The 17,759-nt window shown below is 69.7% G+C and carries 19 protein-coding genes; 12 read left to right on the top strand and 7 right to left on the bottom strand.

The genetic code is table 11. The features are described from left to right. The first annotated feature begins 20 nt into the window (after positions 1-20). The 3 genes from ACIBL3_RS12900 to ACIBL3_RS12890 are packed head-to-tail and all read left to right on the top strand — an operon-like array spanning position 21 to position 1,515. Positions 21-839 (top strand): SDR family oxidoreductase, encoded by an 819-nt coding sequence (locus tag ACIBL3_RS12900; protein WP_396353481.1) that lies wholly within the window; start codon positions 21-23, stop codon positions 837-839. Between the two features lie 32 nt (positions 840-871). After that, entirely contained in the window at positions 872-1,093 is a 222-nt protein-coding gene (locus ACIBL3_RS12895; RefSeq protein ID WP_396353480.1) for a ribbon-helix-helix protein, CopG family, read from the top strand. After that, a complete protein-coding gene (locus ACIBL3_RS12890; protein WP_396353479.1) occupies positions 1,090-1,515 on the top strand; it encodes a PIN domain nuclease in 426 nt (141 codons plus the stop codon). The genes ACIBL3_RS12895 and ACIBL3_RS12890 overlap by 4 nt, the downstream gene beginning before the upstream one ends. Positions 1,516-1,535: 20 nt before the next feature. Here ACIBL3_RS12890 and ACIBL3_RS12885 read toward each other — a convergent pair whose 3' ends face one another. Then, positions 1,536-2,258, bottom strand: coding sequence for an NADH-quinone oxidoreductase subunit C (locus ACIBL3_RS12885; protein WP_396353478.1), 723 nt, complete (start codon positions 2,256-2,258; stop codon positions 1,536-1,538). Continuing rightward, the gene (locus ACIBL3_RS12880) at positions 2,255-2,812 is read right to left on the bottom strand and encodes an NADH-quinone oxidoreductase subunit B (RefSeq protein ID WP_396353477.1); all 558 of its coding nucleotides are present in this window, start codon (positions 2,810-2,812) and stop codon (positions 2,255-2,257) included. Before ACIBL3_RS12880 ends, ACIBL3_RS12885 begins: the two co-directional genes overlap by 4 nt. Before the next feature lie 118 nt (positions 2,813-2,930). On the opposite strand from ACIBL3_RS12880, the gene ACIBL3_RS12875 reads away from it, so the two are divergent. The 6 genes from ACIBL3_RS12875 (at position 2,931) to ACIBL3_RS12850 (ending at position 9,387) form a co-directional block, all read left to right on the top strand. After that, positions 2,931-4,394 (top strand): purine-cytosine permease family protein, encoded by a 1,464-nt coding sequence (locus ACIBL3_RS12875; protein ID WP_396353476.1) that lies wholly within the window; start codon positions 2,931-2,933, stop codon positions 4,392-4,394. Further along, positions 4,394-4,933 carry a cysteine hydrolase family protein gene (locus tag ACIBL3_RS12870; protein ID WP_396353475.1) on the top strand — a complete coding sequence of 180 codons (540 nt, stop codon included), beginning with the start codon at positions 4,394-4,396 and terminating at the stop codon, positions 4,931-4,933. Before ACIBL3_RS12875 ends, ACIBL3_RS12870 begins: the two co-directional genes overlap by 1 nt. 7 nt (positions 4,934-4,940) lie before the next feature. After that, a complete protein-coding gene (locus ACIBL3_RS12865) occupies positions 4,941-5,648 on the top strand; it encodes a GntR family transcriptional regulator (protein ID WP_396353474.1) in 708 nt (235 codons plus the stop codon). A 95-nt stretch (positions 5,649-5,743) separates the two neighbouring features. Next, the gene (locus ACIBL3_RS12860; protein WP_396353473.1) at positions 5,744-5,902 is read left to right on the top strand and encodes a hypothetical protein; all 159 of its coding nucleotides are present in this window, start codon (positions 5,744-5,746) and stop codon (positions 5,900-5,902) included. Positions 5,903-6,190: 288 nt separating this feature from the next. Then, on the top strand, positions 6,191-6,358 hold the full coding sequence (locus ACIBL3_RS12855; RefSeq protein WP_396353472.1) for a hypothetical protein: 168 nt from the start codon (positions 6,191-6,193) through the stop codon (positions 6,356-6,358). Between the two features lie 113 nt (positions 6,359-6,471). Further along, positions 6,472-9,387 (top strand): AAA family ATPase, encoded by a 2,916-nt coding sequence (locus ACIBL3_RS12850; RefSeq protein WP_396353471.1) that lies wholly within the window; start codon positions 6,472-6,474, stop codon positions 9,385-9,387. A 25-nt stretch (positions 9,388-9,412) separates the two neighbouring features. On the opposite strand, the gene ACIBL3_RS12845 is transcribed toward ACIBL3_RS12850, so the two are convergent. The 3 genes from ACIBL3_RS12845 to ACIBL3_RS12835 form a co-directional block, all read right to left on the bottom strand. After that, positions 9,413-9,643 carry a hypothetical protein gene (locus ACIBL3_RS12845; RefSeq protein ID WP_396353470.1) on the bottom strand — a complete coding sequence of 77 codons (231 nt, stop codon included), beginning with the start codon at positions 9,641-9,643 and terminating at the stop codon, positions 9,413-9,415. A gap of 145 nt (positions 9,644-9,788) precedes the next feature. Beyond that, a complete protein-coding gene (locus ACIBL3_RS12840; RefSeq protein WP_396353469.1) occupies positions 9,789-11,165 on the bottom strand; it encodes a serine hydrolase domain-containing protein in 1,377 nt (458 codons plus the stop codon). 4 nt (positions 11,166-11,169) lie between these two features. Beyond that, positions 11,170-12,180, bottom strand: a complete 1,011-nt coding sequence (locus ACIBL3_RS12835) for a dipeptidase (protein ID WP_396353468.1) — start codon at positions 12,178-12,180, stop codon at positions 11,170-11,172. A 42-nt stretch (positions 12,181-12,222) separates the two neighbouring features. Here ACIBL3_RS12835 and ACIBL3_RS12830 point away from each other — a divergent pair, with 42 nt between their 5' ends. Further along, entirely contained in the window at positions 12,223-13,116 is an 894-nt protein-coding gene (locus tag ACIBL3_RS12830) for an ornithine cyclodeaminase family protein (RefSeq protein WP_396353467.1), read from the top strand. Between the two features lie 10 nt (positions 13,117-13,126). Here the strand turns inward: ACIBL3_RS12830 and ACIBL3_RS12825 are convergent, their stop codons facing one another. Next, entirely contained in the window at positions 13,127-13,483 is a 357-nt protein-coding gene (locus ACIBL3_RS12825) for an NADH-quinone oxidoreductase subunit A (RefSeq protein ID WP_396353466.1), read from the bottom strand. 22 nt (positions 13,484-13,505) lie between these two features. Beyond that, a complete protein-coding gene (locus ACIBL3_RS12820) occupies positions 13,506-14,327 on the bottom strand; it encodes a hypothetical protein (protein WP_396353465.1) in 822 nt (273 codons plus the stop codon). Positions 14,328-14,601: 274 nt separating this feature from the next. Between ACIBL3_RS12820 and ACIBL3_RS12815 the strand changes: the two genes are divergently transcribed. Together ACIBL3_RS12815 and ACIBL3_RS12810 are read left to right on the top strand one after the other, a co-directional pair. Continuing rightward, positions 14,602-16,596, top strand: a complete 1,995-nt coding sequence (locus ACIBL3_RS12815; protein WP_396353464.1) for a 2-oxoacid:acceptor oxidoreductase subunit alpha — start codon at positions 14,602-14,604, stop codon at positions 16,594-16,596. Further along, a complete protein-coding gene (locus tag ACIBL3_RS12810) occupies positions 16,593-17,672 on the top strand; it encodes a 2-oxoacid:ferredoxin oxidoreductase subunit beta (protein WP_396353463.1) in 1,080 nt (359 codons plus the stop codon). The genes ACIBL3_RS12815 and ACIBL3_RS12810 overlap by 4 nt, the downstream gene beginning before the upstream one ends. Positions 17,673-17,759: the final 87 nt, after the last annotated feature.

Here is a 17,759-nt window from a genome sequence, read left to right as displayed (position 1 = left end):
TCAGGTCAAAGGCTGTGCACATGACCAACACTCTCGTCACAGGAGCCACCGGCCGCGTCGGCCGCCATGTCGTCGCCGGCCTGCTCGCTGCCGGCGCGACCGTCCGAGCCCTCGTCCGTACGCCGGAAGCCGCAAACCTCCCGCCGGACGTCGAACTCATCCAAGGCGACATCTACGAGCCAGAAGCAGTACGGCGTGCCGCGGCCGGCGCGGACGCTGCCTTCCTGCTGTGGCCGTCGTACAGCGCCGACGGAGCCGAGCCGATCGTCGCCGAACTCCCGCAGCGCGTGGCGTTCCTGTCGTCGTTGAACGCGGCGTTCGGTGGCATGTGGGGCGACGTCGAGGGGCTGCTGCGCAAGGCGGGCAAGGACTGGACGTTCGTCCGGCCGGGCGGGTTCGCGGTGAACGCGCAGACGTGGGCGGACGAGTTCCGGAACGGCGACGTCGTACGACTGCCGTCGCCGCTTGCCGGTCGTTCCCTGATCCACGAGCGGGACATCGCCGCGGTCGCCGTACTCAGCCTGCTCAGCGACCACCACATCGGGCAGACCTACGAAATCACCGGCCCCGAGGTCCTCACCCAAGCCGAACAGGTCCAAACCATCGCACGAGCCATCGGCAAGGACATGCGAGTCGAGGAGCTCTCCGCCGCAGCCGCCCGCCAAGCCATGCTCGACCAAGGCGCCGACCCAGCCCTAGCCGACTCCGCCATCAGCTACTGGGCGTCCCTCGTCGACAACCCCGAGCCCGCGACAACCACAGTCGCCCAGCTCACCGGCCGCCCCGCCCTCACCTTCGCGCAGTGGACCGAGGAGCACGCAGCCGAGTTTCGGCGGTGATATCATCGGATATCGAGCGAGAGGAGTTGCGTATGAGCGACGTACTGATTCGCGACGTACCTGACGACGTGCTCGCGGTGATCGACCATCGAGCGGCCAGTCAGGGTTTGTCCAGGAGCGAGTATCTGCGCCGGCAGCTCAGCCAAGAGGCCGCTCGCTCAGCGGTTGTCGTGACCGTCGCCGATCTGGACCGCTTGGCGGAACTGGCCCGCGATGTGGAGGACCCGGACGTCATGGCTCAGGCCTGGTCGTGACACCGACCGCTGACTCCCGCCGCTGGCTGATCGACAAGTCGGCCGTGGTGCGCCTCAACACGGCCCCGGACCGAGACGACTGGGCCAATCGAATCAACCGGGGCCTGGTCCATATCACCACCGTGACCTTGCTTGAGCTCGGCTTCTCTGCGCGATCCGCGGACGAGCACCGATCGCTCCTGCATCAGCCGTCCATCGCCGCGATGCGGGTCGAGAACGCGACGCCCGCGATCGAGCGGCGCGCTGTCGTCGTACAGTCGCAACTCGCGTCCGCCGGCCAGCATCGAGCACCGTCACTGGCGGACCTGCTGATCGCCGCCACGGCGGAGCATACCGGCTTGGTCCTACTTCACGTGGACAAGGATTTCGAACTCATCGCCAACCTCACCGGACAGCCAACTGAGCGACTCGCTCAGGCCTGACGTCCTCTGCTGACCTGCGATCACGCCTCGGGGTCGGTGGCCGGTTGATCGGCCGGCGGCGGTGCTTCAGCCTGTTTGCGAGTACGGCGCTCGCCGCCGGCTCGGCGTGGGCGCGCTGGGGTGGACGCTGCTTGGGCCGGGGCCAGTGGATCGGGGTCGGGGGAGCCGGGTGGGCGGGGGCCCCAGGTGTCGGGGTCGGGGACGCCGGGGGGCAAGGTGCGACGGCGGCTCGGGGCGCCGTGGGCTGGGGCGTGGTCGGACTCGCCGGGTTCCTTCGCGCCGGGCCACGGCTTGGCGACGCGGGAGGCGAGGACGAACTCCTTGCGGAGCGGGTTGCCCTCGAAGCCGTCAGGCAGCAGGAGCGGGACCAGGTTCGGGTGGTCGGTGAACGTGATGCCGAACATCTCGTGCGTCTCACGCTCGTGCCAGTTGGCCCCGGCGTACAGGTCGGACAAGGAGGCGAGGGTCGGGTTGTCCCGCGGGACCAGGGTCCGCACCAGCACGTGGTCGACGTGCGCCCCGCCCCAGAAGTCGGCCAGGTGCGACACGACCCGGAAGCCGTCGGTGAGCTCGTCGCTCGCGGTCAGGAAGTCGAAGAACGTCAGCCCGACCGCGTCCCGCAACACCTCGTGCGCCGCCACCCACGACTCCGCCGGTACGTCGATCGCCGTCGGGCCGAAGCTGTCCGCCTGGGTCGCGGCGATCCCGGCGCCGGTCAGCGAGTCCAAGGCATCGGCACTCAAGGCGTCACCAGGCCGCGGGTCAGCGCCGCCGCGGACGGCTCGTCGTACCGGCTCGGCATGCTCTCGCCGGCGATCTTCTCCTGCAGCTTGAGGATGCCCTGCAGCAATGCCTCCGGCCGCGGCGGGCAGCCGGGCACGTACACGTCGACCGGGATGATCTGGTCGACGCCCTTGGTCACGCAGTACGAGTCCCAGTACGGGCCGCCGGAGTTCGAGCAGGAACCGAACGAGATCACGTACTTCGGCTCCGGCATCTGGTCGTAGAGCCGCTTGATGGCCGGCGCCATCTTGTCCGTGACGGTGCCGGAGACCACCATCAGGTCCGCCTGCCGCGGCCCGGGCGCGAACGGGATCACGCCGAGCCGGATGAAGTCGTGCCGGCCCATCGACGCGGCGATGAACTCGATCGCGCAGCAGGCGAGGCCGAAGTTGAACACCCAGAGGGAGTACTTGCGGCCCCAGTTCAGCAGGTACCGGACCGGCTCGGGCGCGAGCTTGGCCAGCGCACCCACGTCCGGCCGCACGGTCGGCAACGGCAGGTCGGTCTGGGCCATGCCGACAGCCTAGTGCGCCCGGGCGCGGATCGCCCGCAAACCCCGTTGACCGGTCGGCAAGCGCGGTCCTACCGTGATTGAACAGGACTGAACAGGTTCGTTTCGAGTGGGAGACGGCATGGCCGACCAGCTTGAGGTGCGGGGACCGGAGTCGCGGGCGCTCGCGGTGGAGAGCAACGGGCTGAACGTGATCGCGGACGAGGAGCGCAAGGGCCGGCCCAGCCAGCTGTTCTGGCCCTGGTTCGGGGCGAACGTCTCGGTGCTCGGGCTGAGCTACGGCGCGTTCGCGCTCGGCTTCGGCATCTCGTTCTGGCAGGCGCTGGTGGCCGGCGTTGTCGGCATCGTGTTCTCGTTCCTGCTCTGCGGGCTGGTCTCGCTGGCCGGCAAGCGCGGTTCGGCCCCGACGATGGTGCTCAGCCGGGCCGCATTCGGGGTCCGGGGCAACAAACTGCCGTCGCTGGTGTCGTGGCTGCTGACCGTCGGCTGGGAGACCGTGCTGACCATCCTCGCGACACTCGCCACCGCGACGGTGTTCGAGCGCCTCGGCTGGGGCGGCGGCACCGTGACGAAGGTGGTCGCGCTGATCGTGGTCGGCGTCCTGATCGTCGCCTGCGGGGTGCTCGGGTTCGACCTGATCATGCGGGCCCAGACTCTGATCACCGTCGTCACCGGCGTTCTCACGATCGTCTACATCATCCTGGTCGCCGACCAGATCAGCTGGACCACGGTGTCCGACCTGCCGAGCGGCTCGAGCCAGCAACTGATCGGCGCGCTGGTGTTCCTGATGACCGGCTTCGGCCTCGGCTGGGTGAACCTGGCCGCGGACTACTCCCGCTACCTGCCGCGCGACTCGTCCGGCGCCGGCGTGGTCGGCTGGACCACGTTCGGAGCCTCGGTCGCGCCGCTGATCCTGTTCGGCTTCGGTCTGCTGCTGGCCGGCTCGTCGGCGGACCTGAGCGAGGCGATCGCCGCCGACCCGATCGGTGCGCTCGCCGAGGCGTTGCCGACCTGGTTCCTGGTGCCGTTCGTGATCGTCGCCGTCCTCGGGCTGGTCGGCGGCGCTGTCCTCGACATCTACTCGTCCGGCCTGGCCCTGCTGTCGATCGGCCTGCCCGCACCCAGGTACGTCGCCGCGTTCATCGACGGCGTGGTGATGATCGCCGGCACCATCTACGTGGTCTTCTACGGCGACGAGTTCCTCGGCGAGTTCCAGGGCTTCCTGATCACGCTCGGCGTCCCGGTCGCGGCCTGGTGCGGGATCATGCTCGCCGACATCGCGTCCCGCCGCCGCGACTACGCCGAGGCCGACCTGTTCGACCGCCGCGGCCGGTACGGCGACGTGCGCTGGCTGCCCGTGATCACCATGGTCGTTGCCACCGGCATCGGCTGGGGCCTGGTCACGAACACGCTGGCGTCCTGGCTGACCTGGCAGGGATACCTGCTCGAGCCGTTCGGCCTGGGTGGCAAGGAAGGCGATTGGGCGTTCGCGAACCTGGGTGTGCTGTTCGCCCTGGTGGCCGGCTTCGTGGTCCAGCTGGCCGGCGGGATGTCCGCCGTACGTAAGCAGGAGAGCACGGTCTGATGGCGCCGGCGCTCGCGCTGATCGACCTGCAGAAGATCTTCGCCGACCCGGCGTCGGCGTGGGCCGCGCCGGACTTCCAGCGGGTGCTGAAGCCCACCAAGCGGCTGGTCGAGGCCCTGTCGCCGAATGTGGTCTTCACCCGGTTCGTCGCGCCCGAGAAACCAGTCGGTTCCTGGGTGACGTACTACGAGCTCTACCCGTTCGCGCTGCAGCCGCCCGACGCGGACGACTACCAACTGGTCGACGAGTTCAAGGGTGCGCCGACGCTGGACAAGGCCACCTTCGGCGCGTGGGGACCCGAGCTGGCCGAACGGGTCGGCCCAGGTGGGCACCTGGTCCTGGCCGGGGTGACCACCGACTGCTGCGTGCTGACCACGGCGCTGGCCGCGGTCGACGCCGGGGTGTACGTCCAGGTGGTCGAGGACGCGTGTGCCGGCGCCGGCGAGGTGAGCCACCGGAACGCGATCGACATCATGCGGCTGTACTCGCCGATGCTGGAGATCGTCACCGTCGACCAAGTCCGCGCCCTGAACCGATGAGCCGCCGATGGCCGGGATCTCGCTGAAGCACGAGCGCATCGCCGCCGTGCTGGCCCGGGAGATCCGGTCGGGCCTGGTACGGCGGGGCGCGCAACTGCCCGGTGAGGTCGAGCTGGCCAGGCGCTTCGCGGTCAGCCGGAACACGGTCCGCTCGGCGCTCGCCGTACTGGCCGAGGACGGGCTGATCACGACCCGGATCGGCAAGGGGTCGTTCGTGCTGTTCGACGGGCGGCCGCTGGACGGCCGGCTCGGGTGGACGCACGCGCTCGCCGAGCAGGGCGTCGAGACCCGGATGCGAACGCTGAAGATCGCGCTCGAGCAGGACCCAGAACTCGCCGGCCGGCTCGCACTGCCGTCGCCGTACGTGATTGTGATCGAGCGGCTACGGCAGCTCGTGGACGGCGCGGCGATCTCGATCGAACGCAGCCGCCTGCCCGCGCTGGACACGCTGCGCGACCTGCCCGAACGCGGGCTCGAGAACGACTCGATCGCGGCCACGCTGCACAGCGCCGGGTTGCACCTCGACCACTGTGAGCAACGACTCCGCGGCCGCCCGCTGGACCCCGTCGAAGCCGGCCTCCTGAGTCGCCCGGAGGGGACCTGGTTCCTGCACTCCGAGCGGACCAGTTGGACCGCCGACGACCGGTTCGCCGAGTACGCCGACAGCCTGCTGGACCCCGCACACTTCGAGCTAAGCCTGAGCTTCGGCATCTAGGGCGTTCGGGCCTGCCGCACTAGGGAGTTGTGCCGATGTGGCGGCCTACCTCACAGGAGCACTGTCATGCCATCGACAAGCTCCCGGAGGACACCATGTATCTGTATTCCGCCGACTCGATCCAGGCCGAGATCAAGTACCGCCAGGACCGCGTCAAGCGCGACTTCCAGCGCCCGCTCTGGTTCCGCCGCAAGCCGAAGCAGCAGGCTCCCGAGCCCTGCGCTCCCGAGCTCCGCGCCCGCCCCGCGATGTAGCCGGAATCCAGTCCCTAGGCACCTACTAGGCACCCCTAGGACCTCCTAAGGCCACTCAGGTCTCCCGGATAGGGAGGAGTTCCGATGTGCCGGACCACCTCAGACGAGCAGATTTAGGGCATCGGCAGAGAGCCGGTGACAACCAGGAGGAACCAATGTTCACGAACGACTCGGTCAAGGCAGAGGTCGACTACCGCAGGGAGCGCCTGAGCCGCGACTTCAGCAAGACCCGGACCACCCGCACCCGCCGGCACCTGTTCGGCAAGAAGGCTTGAGAGGAGGCACACCATGTCCATGTTCATGACACCGGAATCAGCTCAGGCGGAGACCGCCTACCGGCAGGAGCGGATCACCCGCGAGTTCCGGCAGAGCACCCGCCGGGAGCGCACCGAGCAGCCGCAGCGCTCTGAGTCGCGGCAGGCTCGCCGGGCCCTCCGACCCACCACCGCGGCATGACCGCCGAGACCGCCGTTCCTGACTTGAAATCACCGGTCAGGGACGGCGTTTTCGTTGCCGGTGGCGAGCATCGGCAGGGATGCCGTCGATTTGTGTCGGCTCCAGGGGCGAAGATGGACGACGTGCCCTGGACTTCGACACCTCTCGTCGGCCGCTCTGCCGAGATGGCCGCCCTGCTCAGCGCCGTCGACGACGCCAGGACGCGTCGCGCCGGCGCCGTCCTGCTGTCCGGTGACGCCGGCGTCGGCAAGACCCGGCTGCTCGACGAGGTGGCCACCGGCGCCCACGAGCGCGGTTTCGGCGTCCTGGTCGGGCACTGCACCGACTTCGGCGACGCCGGCCTGCCGTACCTGCCCTTCACGGAGATCTTCGGCCGGCTGGCCGGCGACCGGCCCGACCTGGTCGAGAGCGTGCTCACCAACTTCCCGGCGATCGGCCGGCTGCTGCCCACGCACCGCCTGCTCGGCGCCCAGCCGGTGCCGCAGGAGGGCCAGTTGGACCGGGCCGCCCTGTTCGACGCCGTACTGGGTGCGTTCACGGCGCTGTCGACCAGCGAGCCGCTGCTGGTGATCATCGAGGACGCGCACTGGGCCGACGACTCGACCCGGGACCTGATCGGTTTCCTGATCACCCGGCTGACCGCGCAACGGCTGACCCTGGTCGTCTCGTACCGCAGCGACGATCTGCACCGGCGGCACCCGTTGCGCCGCCCGATCGCCGAGTGGTCCCGCAACCCCCGCGTTCGCCGGGTCAACCTGCTCCCCTTGGACGCCGACGAGTCCCGCACCCTGCTGAACTCGCTGCTCACTCAGCCGCTGCCGGAGTCCGAAGTACGGCGCATCCTCGACCGCGCCGGCGGGAACGCGTTCTTCACCGAAGAGCTGGTCGCCGCCGCCTCGATGGGTGACGGCGAGGCCGTACCACCCGACCTGGCCGACCTCCTCCTGGTCCGGCTCGACCCACTGTCGGACGACGCCCGCCAAGTGGCCCGGGTGATCGCCGTGGCCGGTCGGCGTGTCCCCCACGATCTGCTCACCGCGGTCGCCGGGCTGCCCGAGCGCGAGCTCGACCTCGCGCTGCGTGAGCTCATCGACGCGCACATCATCGACGTACCGGCCAACGACCGCTACTACTTCCGCCACGCCCTGCTGGCCGAGGCCGTGTACGACGACCTGCTGCCAGGCGAGCGAGTCCGGCAGCACGCGGCGTACGTGCAGGCGCTGAAGGACCAGACCGTGTCCGGGACGGCGGCGGAGCTCGCCGGGCACGCCACGCGGTCGCACAACCTGCCCGAGGCGTTCGACGCGCGGGTCCGGGCCGGCGAGGAGGCCATCTCGGTCGCCGCGCCGCAGGAAGCGCTGAAGCACTACGAGCTCGCCCTGGAGCTGTTCCCGAACCGGGCGCCCGAGAGCACCGTCGACAAGATCTGGCTGATCGTGCAGACCGCGACCGCCGCGACCCTGTCCTCGCAGCACCTGCGGGCCGTGAAGCTCCTCCGCAAGGCGCTCGCCGAGCTGCCCCCGGACGCGCCGAAGCTGCAGCGCGCCCAGCTGCTTCTGCCGCTGGCCGACATCGCATTGATCATCGACCAGGACCAGGAAGCCAACGAGGCGATCTCGCAGGCGCTGAAGCTGGTCAACGACGAGCCGGCCAGCGTGTTCAAGGCGCACGTCGCCTCGCTCTACGCCCGGGTCTCCGACGCGTTGGGGCGGCCGATGGAGGCCGAGCGCTGGGCGCTGCGGGCGCTGGAGATCGCCCGTGAGGCCGGTCAGGAGTCCGCGATGGGCGACGCCGGGATCACCCTGGCCGTGCTGCGTCGGCGGGCCGGTGACCCGATCGGCGCCGTACGTCAACTGGAGGAGGCCGCCGTACGGGCGCAGTTGGCGGGCGACGCCGCGGCGGAGATCCGGAGCCGGTTCCTGCTCGGGTCGACGCACTACGAGCAGGGCGACCTGCAGAGCGCGAAGTCGGCGCTGGCCTTCGCGATGAAGCGGGCTGCCGAGCTCGGCCGGCAGTGGGCCGCGTACGGGTTCGACGCGCGGCGGTTGCTCGGGCTGACCCAGTTCATCCTCGGCGAGTGGGACGAGGCGGCCGCGACCGCCCGGACCGACTCGATGACGCCGAAGGCATCGGCGGCGGCGATGCGGTCGCTGGAGTTCTCCGTCCGGAGCGGACGCGGTGACACCTCGGTCGCGGAGGAGATGGAGGGGCTGCGCAAGTGGTGGGGGCTCGACGTGATGCTGCCGATCATCGGCATGCAGCCGGCCGTGGACGCCTACCGGCAGCTGGCCCAGTACGCCGAGGCGGAGAAGCTGATCGCCGACGTGTCCGCGCTGTTGGCTGACGTGTTCCAGACCGAGTGGTTCATGGCGCGGATCCGGTTCTCGACGCTCGGGTTGCAGGTGTTGTGCGATCGGGCCGTCGGTGAACCGTCCGCGGCGAAGGAGTTGGTGGCCAAGGGCGCGGCGCTGCTCGAGGCGGGGCATGCGACGGCCGAGAAGGGGCTGCCGCCCGGGCGGTTGATGGGCACCGAAGGCCTGGCGTGGCTGGCACGGCTGGAGGCGGAGTGGGAGCGGCTGCGGTGGCTGGCCGGCATCGACCCGCCGACGCCGGAGGAACACGTGTCGGTCTGGGAGCGGACGGTGGACGCGTTCGGGTACGGCTACACCTTCGAGCAGGCGTGGTCGCGGGTGCGGTTGTCCGCCGCGCTGCGGGCGGCCGGTCGGGTGGCCGAGGCGAACGAGCAGGCAGCGCTGGCCGCCGAGGTCGGGCGGGAACTGGGGTCGAAGCCGCTGCTCGACGAGATCGGCGGGGTGGAGTCCGGCGGCGGCGCGGGCAGCCTGACGTCGCGGGAGACCGAGGTGCTGGCGCTGTTGGCCGAGGGGCGGACCAACCGCCAGTTGGCGCGGGAGTTGTACATCAGCGAGAAGACGGTCAGCGTGCACGTCTCCAACATCCTGGCCAAGCTCGGCGTCCGCTCCCGGACGGAGGCCGCGGCGGTCGCCCGCCGCGACGGCCTGCTGGACTGATCGGCTGCCTGCGGGTCGCCTGGGGTCAGCCGTGGCCGCGGCTGGGACTCGCTTCCGGCTCGGTCCGGCGGTCCATCGAGCGGATCCGGGCGCGGGCGATCTCGTCACCGGAAGGACCTGATCGGCTACGCTCCGTCGGGCTGTCCGGCCGCGTGATGTCGTCGAACACGTGCTGCGCGTGCCGCATCCTGGTCACGGCCAGTATTACGACTCCGGCCGCGATCAGCGCGATCACCACCCAGAGTTGCCACGACATAGCCTCACCGCCCTGTACTTACCCCGTTCCCCCGCGTAATCACCATAGCTGCGGTCTCAGCGATTGGCGACCGCGCGTACGCATTCTGTTATAGCGGCCACTCCGACCCGTGACTTTCGTTGCGCAGCGCAATCACAAAGGGTGATTAGGCAACGACCTTGGCGAGCTGACGGTAACTACGGTCAGTCACCACGGGCGTGAGTCGTCCGCCTCGGAACAGGTACGTCGCCCGGCCGTCGACCGGTTCCCGGAACGCGATCACGTCATGGACTCCGTGCTCCGGCTCGGCCGCGATCAGCCGGGACTCGTCGAGCGCCACGAACCGGGTCCGTCGCGGCTCGGGCAGCAGCACCTTCGCCTCGTCGCTCGCGGCCTCGTCCAGCACCCAGAGCTCGCCGTCCTCGACCGAGACCGTGACGCGCAGCAGGACTCCGTCGTACCGGCCGGTGACGAGGTCCGGCGAGATCTCGACCGGCTCCGACGGCGGGACAGGCCGCTTCGGGAGCTCCACGCCGGTCGTCTCACGGAGCACGTGCCCGACGAGCTCGTCGTACAGGGCCGGGGTGTCGCCGCCGTTGGTGAGCAGCGCGACCGCGACGCCCTTGTCCGGGACCAGCCGGAAGTACGCGGACTGACCGATCGTGCCGCCGTCGTGGCCGTAGAGCGAGCCGTCGAAAATCACCCAGCCGAGTCCCCACTGCTCGGCCATCCCACCGATCCGCGGTACGTCGACCTGCGGCTCCCACAGGCTGTCGACGGCGGCCCGGTCGAGCAGCGTCGCATCCAGGTAGCCCCGGCCGAACGCGATCAGGTCGCGGGCGGACATCGCGAGCAACGACCCCGCCGGCGCCATCGCGTGCACGAGGCTCCACTGCGGAGCCGCCTGCAGCGGCGCCCCAGGCGTCGGCGAGATGTGCCCGAGCGCGACCCGGTGCAGCAGCGCCTCGTCCGGGATCGTCGCCACGTGCGTGAGCTCCAGCGGTGCGGCGATCTGCTCCCGCAGCAGCTCGTGGTACGGCTTTCCGCGCAGCACCTCCGCGATCCGGCCGAGGATGACGAACCCGGCGTTGTTGTACGAGAACCCGGCCCCGAGCGGGACCTCCTGAACGAGCCCGGGTACGACGTCGCGCACGTACAGCTCGACGCCGTCGTCGCCGCGCGACGTCGGCGTGAACGCGTCACCGGAGAACCCGCCGGTGTGGGTCAGCAGGTGCCGCGGCGTGACGGCGGCGGACGCGACCTCGTCGGCCAGCTTGAACTCCGGCAGGTAGTCGCGCACCGGCCGGTCGAGTTCGACTTTGCCCTCGGCAACCAGCTGCATGATCAGCGTGGTCGTCCACAGCTTGGTGATCGAGCCGACCTGGAAGATCGCGTCGGTGGTCGCCTCGACGCCGGTGTTCTGGTTGAGCACGCCGGCCGCCGCCTCGCTCACCACCCCGTCGGCGAGGACCGCGATCGATGCGGCCGGGACGTCGTACTTGCCGATCAGGCGGGCGAGATTCTCGTCGAGCCAGGTCTGCACGGACTCACTCCTTCGACAGGACGCGGATCAGGTTGGCGCCGAGGACCTTGCGGATAGTCGTCTCCGGCATCCCGCGGCGGAGCAGGGCCTCGGTGACCAGCGGCATCCCGGCCGGTCCTTCCAGGCCGGGCACGTACACCTCGGCGTCCAGGCCCTGGATGACCACCGGCCGGTCGCAGGCCGGGATCTTCTCCGCGAACACCTCGGCGACGAAGTCGCTGCCCAGTCCGACGTGGTCCTCGCCGGCGACGTCGACGACGTACTCGAGGTGGTCGGCCAGGTGCTCGACGGTCGGCTTCTCGGCGTCGGTGAGGAAGCCGGCGAAGAAGTTCACGCAGACGACGCCGCCGGTCGCGGCGACCCCGCGGAGCTGCTCGTCGGTCAGGTTGCGGTGGTGCTCGCGGAGGGCGAACGCGCTGGAGTGCGAGGCGACGACCGGCTTGGTCGCCAGCTCGAGGATGTGCTCCACCCCGCCACGGCCGACGTGCGAGACGTCGATCAGTACGCCGAGCTCCTCGAGCAGACCGACCGCCTCGACCCCGGCGTGGGTGAGCCGGCTGCCGGTGGCGTCCTCACCCGATCCGTCGCCGAGCGCGCTGCGGCCGAAGTGGGTGAACGAGACCATCCGCACGCCGAGCCGGTGCAGGGTCTGCAGCAGCTCGAGGTCGTTGTCGATCTGCGGGCAGCCTTCGAGCGCGAGCACCAGCGCGATCCGGTTGCCCCGGTTGGCGAGGTCGCCGGGCGCCGTACACAGGACGACCTCGTCAGCGTTCGCCTCGGCGACGCGGTGCGCGGCCTCGATCATCCGCAGCGTCTCGCGCAGCGCGCCTTCTGGCCGGAACTCGTCGTCGATGAACACCGGCAGCACCTGGACGTCGATCCCGCCCTCGCGCAACTGCGGGATCCACCGCTCCCGGAAGTACTCCGCCCACACTGCCTTCGGCCTCCGCGCCACCAGCATCAGCAGGTCGTTGTGCGCATCCGCCACCACCGCATCCCGGTGCAGGTCGGTCATCGATCCCCCTTCGCTCGGCGGACCCAGAGTAGCCTCGGGGCGGTGAGAGTTCTGACCGGTGAGGATGTCCGTCGGCTCGTCCCGATGAGGGTGGCGATCGACGCCGTACGGGATGCGTTCAGGGAGCTGGCGGCGGGGAACTTCGTGTTGCCGGCCCGGCAGATCTTCGGGGACGGGGCGGTGCTCGTGATGTCGGCGTACCACTCGCCGACCGGGACCGCGGTAGTGAAGAAGATCGGCATCGCGCTCGACCAGGTGCCGGCGATCCGCGCGACCTTGATCTGGACCGGCGGTGGCGACCAGCTCGTGGCCGACGGCACGTCGATCACGACCTTGCGGACGGGCGCCGTCGTCGGGGTCGCCACCGATCTGCTCGCGCCGGCTGACGCGTCCCGGCTCACGCTGATCGGGACGGGCGCTCAGGCTCCGGATCAGGTCCGCGCGGTTCTCGCCGTACGGCGGATTGCCGCAGTGACCGTCACCGGACGCTCGGCGGATCGGGCCGCGGCGCTGAGTACGGCGCTGGCCGACGAGTTCCCGGACGTGAAGTTCACGCCCAGCACGTCGATCGACGACGCGCTCGCCGACGCGGACATCGTCTGCTGCGCCACCTCGTCGTCGACCCCGCTGTTCGCCGCCGACGCGCTGCCGGACCGCGTCCACGTGAACGCGATCGGCGCCTTCCGCCCCACCATGCGCGAACTCCCCCGCGACCTGCTCGCCGACGCTTCGATCGTCATGGTCGACCAACGCGAGGCCGCCCTGGAAGAGTCCGGCGAAATCATCGACGCCATCACCTCAGGCACCATCACCGACCTCGTAGAACTGGGCCCCGCCCTCTCACAAACGCTGAACCCCACCGGCCGCACAGTCTTCAAGTCCGTCGGCATCGGCCCCCAGGACTGGGCCATCGCCGCCGCCCTCGCCCGGGCCTAATCCCGAGGCACTAAGTCCAGCGGAGGACGCCCTTGCGGTAGGCGTAGAGGAGGCCGACGGCGACGAAGGCGAGGAAGATGAACATCTCGACGAGGGTCGCGAAGCCGAGGGTGGCGAACACGGTCGCCCAGGGGAACAGGTAGATCGCGTCGACGGCGAAGATCACGTAGAGGTACGCGAACAGGTAGTACCGGATGTGGACCTGCGCCCAGCCCTCGCCGACCGGGTCGACACCGGACTCGTACGTCTTGAGCTTGCCCTCGGTCGGGTAGGTGACGGTGAGCGCCTTGTTCAGCGCGAACGCGCCGATCAGCCCGGCGAGGCCGAGGACGACGACCGCCGCGATGACGCCATAGCTCTCCGACACGGACCTCAGCTTAGTTCGTGCCCTAGTTCGTACACAGCATGATCGAGTCGATTGCGACGTACGGGCCGTAGCCGGACGCCACGTCCGCGACCTGCAGCCGCAGCCGGGTGACGCCGAGGATCTTGTAGTTGAGCCACGTCTCGGTCTCCTGCTTCTGCAGCACCGAGGTCATCGCCGTGGTCCAGTTGTGCAGCGACGTCCGCACGGTCCCGTCGGTCAGGTTGCCGAGCCAGTTGCGCACGTAACTGCAGCCGGTCGAGTTGACGTCGCCCCAGACGTACCCGCCCTTGTCGGCCATCAGGTCCGCCTCGGCCCGGCGAGGCCCCTCGTTCGGCGGGACGACGTTGAACTGCGGGCTCCGGGCACCGCCCGCCGCGAGCAGGCCCTTCTTGAAGATCCCGCGCCAGACGTAGTGCTTGAAGCTGATCATCGGCGAGATCGCGGTCGCGTACGGCGCCTGCGGCCCGACCGCGATCCGGTAGGTCCGCACCGATCCCGGCTGCACGGTCTTGATCGTCACGCTGGTCCCGGTCGAGTACCCGTGCGCGATCTCCTGCCAGCGGCGCTCGGACGGGATCCACTGGTGCAGCGGCACCCGGGTCCCCGCCTTCGGCGCCGGCGAGAGCGTGCCGATCACCGTGATCACGCCCTTGGTCGCGTCGGTGGTCCGGATGCTGTAGATCTTCACCGTCCGGGTCGAGGCCTTGACCGAAGCCGGTGCTGCTGCCGCTGTCGCCGTACTGCCCAGACTCAGCGCACTGTCGGCCGGCGCCACCGGAGCGGCGCATCCGGTGAGCGCGAGGGCCAACAGTCCGACAACGACTCGCACAGGGCGACGGCCCATGGGGAACTCCAACTCGGCTGGATCACAACTTGATGACGACACCCTGCCGGTTCTCACTTCGGATCGCAAGCGAGTCGCTGCGGAGTGTGACACTGGAGGGTTTCGCCGTACCGGACGAGACCGGGCCGGTAACACCACGTCCCAGGCTGTGGACCACCGGGGCTTCCGCATGGTTCTGTTCTAAGGGCGAACTAATATTGGGGTTATCGCCCTGACTGGGGGGATCGACCTGTCGTCCACGAAACGGCCGGCCGACCCAAGCTTCGACTTGGAGATGAACAGAACAGTGACCATCGAGGTCAAGCAGCTCGACCGCGTGGTGATCCGCTTCGCCGGCGACTCCGGCGACGGGATGCAGCTCACGGGGGACAGGTTCACAGCGGAAACGGCATCGTTCGGCAATGACCTGTCGACATTGCCCAACTTCCCAGCAGAGATCCGGGCACCAGCCGGAACCCTGCCTGGGGTGTCGTCGTTCCAGCTGCACTTCGCCGACCACGACATCCTGACGCCGGGTGATGCGCCCGATGTGCTGATCGCGATGAACCCCGCCGCGCTCAAGGCGAACCTGCGCGACGTGCCGCGCGGCGCCACCCTGATCATCGACACCGCCGACTTCACCGCCCGCAACCTGAAGCGGATCGGGTACGACGAGAACCCGCTGGAGACCGGCGAGCTCGAGGCGTACCACGTGGTCCCGCTGAACCTGACCGGCATGACGGTCGAGTCGGTCAAGGAGTTCGGGCTGACCCGCAAGGACGCGTCCCGGGCGAAGAACATGTACGCCCTCGGCCTGGTGTCCTGGCTGTTCCAGCGGCCGGTCGAGTCGACGATCACGTTCCTGGAGACCAAGTTCGCCTCCAAGCCGGCCATCCGCGACGCGAACATCGCGGCGTTCCGGGCCGGCTACAACTTCGGCGAGACCGCCGAGGAGTTCTCGGTCCGGTACGAGGTGAAGCCGGCCAGCATGGCGACCGGCACCTACCGGAACATCTCCGGCAACCTGGCGCTGGCGTACGGCCTGGTGGCGGGCGCCCAGCGGGCCGGCCTGCCGCTGGTCCTCGGCGCGTACCCGATCACCCCGGCCTCCGACGTGCTGCACGAGCTGTCGAAGCTCAAGCGGTTCAACGTCACCACGATCCAGGCCGAGGACGAGATCGCCGGTGTCGGTGCCGCGCTCGGCGCCTCCTTCGGCGGTGCGCTCGGCGTCACCACGTCGTCCGGTCCCGGTATCAGCCTCAAGTCGGAGACGATCGGCCTCGGCGTGATGCTCGAGCTGCCCCTGGTGGTCTGCGACATTCAGCGCGCCGGCCCTTCGACCGGCATGCCGACCAAGACCGAGCAGGCCGACCTGCTGCAGACCATGTTCGGCCGCAACGGCGAGGCGCCGCTGCCGGTGCTGGCGGCCCAGTCCCCCGCGGACTGCTTCGCGATCGCGATCGAGGCCACCCGGATCGCGGTCACCTACCGGACGCCGGTGATCGTGCTGTCCGACGGGTACCTGGCCAACGGTTCCGAGCCGTGGCAGATCCCGGTGATCGAGGACCTGCCGACGATCGACCCGAACTTCACGCTCGAGCCGAACGCGACCGACGACATGGGCCAGCCGTCGTACCTCCCCTACCTGCGTGACCCGGAGACCCTGGCCCGCGCCTGGGCGATTCCGGGGACGGCGGGCCTGGACCACCGGATCGGCGGTCTGGAGAAGGAGGACAAGACCGGCAACATCTCCTACGACCCGGCCAACCACGACCTGATGATCCGCACCCGGCAGGCGAAGGTGGACGGGATCACCGTCCCGCCGCTCGAGGTCGACGACCCGGACGGCGCCGCGAAGGTCCTCGTCCTCGGGTGGGGCAGCACCTACGGGCCGATCGGCGCCGGCTGCCGCCGGGTCCGCAAGGTCGGCGGCAAGGTGGCGCAGGCCCACCTGCGGCACCTGAACCCGTTCCCGGCGAACCTGGGCGAGGTGCTGAAGTCCTACGACAAGGTGCTCGTGCCCGAGATGAACCTCGGCCAACTGGCGATGCTGCTGCGCGCCAAGTACCTGGTCGATGTGGTCTCGTACGCGCAGGTCCGGGGCATGCCGCTCGGCGCCGCGGAGCTGGCCGAGGTGATCGGCAACCTGGTCGAGGAGGCCGAGGGCATCGACGACGACGCCCGGCACATGGGTGAGGCCGCGGCCGCCCTGACCCACGGCGAAGCGCTGCACAACGAGTCGAACGGCCGTCCCAACGGCCAACTGCACCACCAGGAGGGAGCACGATGAGCACGGTCGAGCTCGGCATGCCGAGCCTGCCGAACGGTCTGCACGGCGTCCCCGCCGCGACCGAGCCGCAGAACCGCAAGGAGTACGTGTCGGACCAGGAGGTCCGGTGGTGCCCCGGTTGCGGTGACTACGCCGTACTCGCCGCTTTCCAGGGGTTCCTGCCGGAACTCGGGATCAAGCGGGAGAACGTGGCGATGGTCTCCGGTATCGGCTGCTCGTCGCGGTTCCCGTACTACCTGTCGACATACGGCATGCACTCCATCCACGGACGCGCGCCGGCGATCGCGACCGGTCTCGCGACGGCGCGGCCCGACCTGAGCGTCTGGGTGGTGACCGGTGACGGCGACGCGCTGTCGATCGGCGGCAACCACCTGATCCACACGCTCCGGCGGAACGTGAACCTGAAGATCCTGCTGTTCAACAACCGGATCTACGGCCTCACCAAGGGCCAGTACTCGCCGACCTCGGAGCCGGGCAAGGTGACCAAGTCGACCCCGATGGGCTCGGTCGACAACCCGTTCAACCCGGTCTCGCTGGCACTCGGCGCGGAGGCGACGTTCGTGGCGCGCACGGTCGACTCCGACCGCAAGCACCTGACCTCGGTACTGCGCGAAGCCGCGGAGCACCGGGGGACGGCGTTCGTGGAGATCTACCAGAACTGCCCGATCTTCAACGACAACGCGTTCGAGGCGTTCAAGGACCCGGAGACCCGCGACGACGCGATCATCCCGCTCGTCCACGGCGAACCCATCCGCTTCGGCAAGGACGGCCGCCTCGGCGTCGTCCGCGACGGCTTCGCCTCCCTCGCCGTACGCGAGGTCGCGGACCTCCCCGGCGGCGAGTCCGACCTGGTCGTCCACGACGCCCACACCGACGACCCGGCGTACGCCTTCGCCCTCTCCCGCCTCACCGACGCCGGCGTCCTGCACCGGGCCCCCATCGGCGTCTTCCGCAAGGTAGACCGGCCCGCGTACGACGACATGGTCCGCCAGCAAATCACCACCGCCCAGGAGGCCCAAGGCACCGGCGACCTCCAGGCACTAGTCACCGGCTCCGACACCTGGACCGTCGCCTAGAAGTTTCCCCACGCGGGCGCTGTTCGACCACCGCACGTGGTCGACGCGCGGGGGGTATGTCAGCCGAGGTCAGCGCGGTCGCTCCGC

The sequence above is a fragment of the Kribbella sp. NPDC050124 genome (assembly GCF_044460355.1).
Classification (GTDB): Bacteria; Actinomycetota; Actinomycetes; order Propionibacteriales; family Kribbellaceae; genus Kribbella.
Note: the sequence above shows the minus strand (reverse complement) of the source record. Positions and strands in the feature narration are given on the sequence as shown.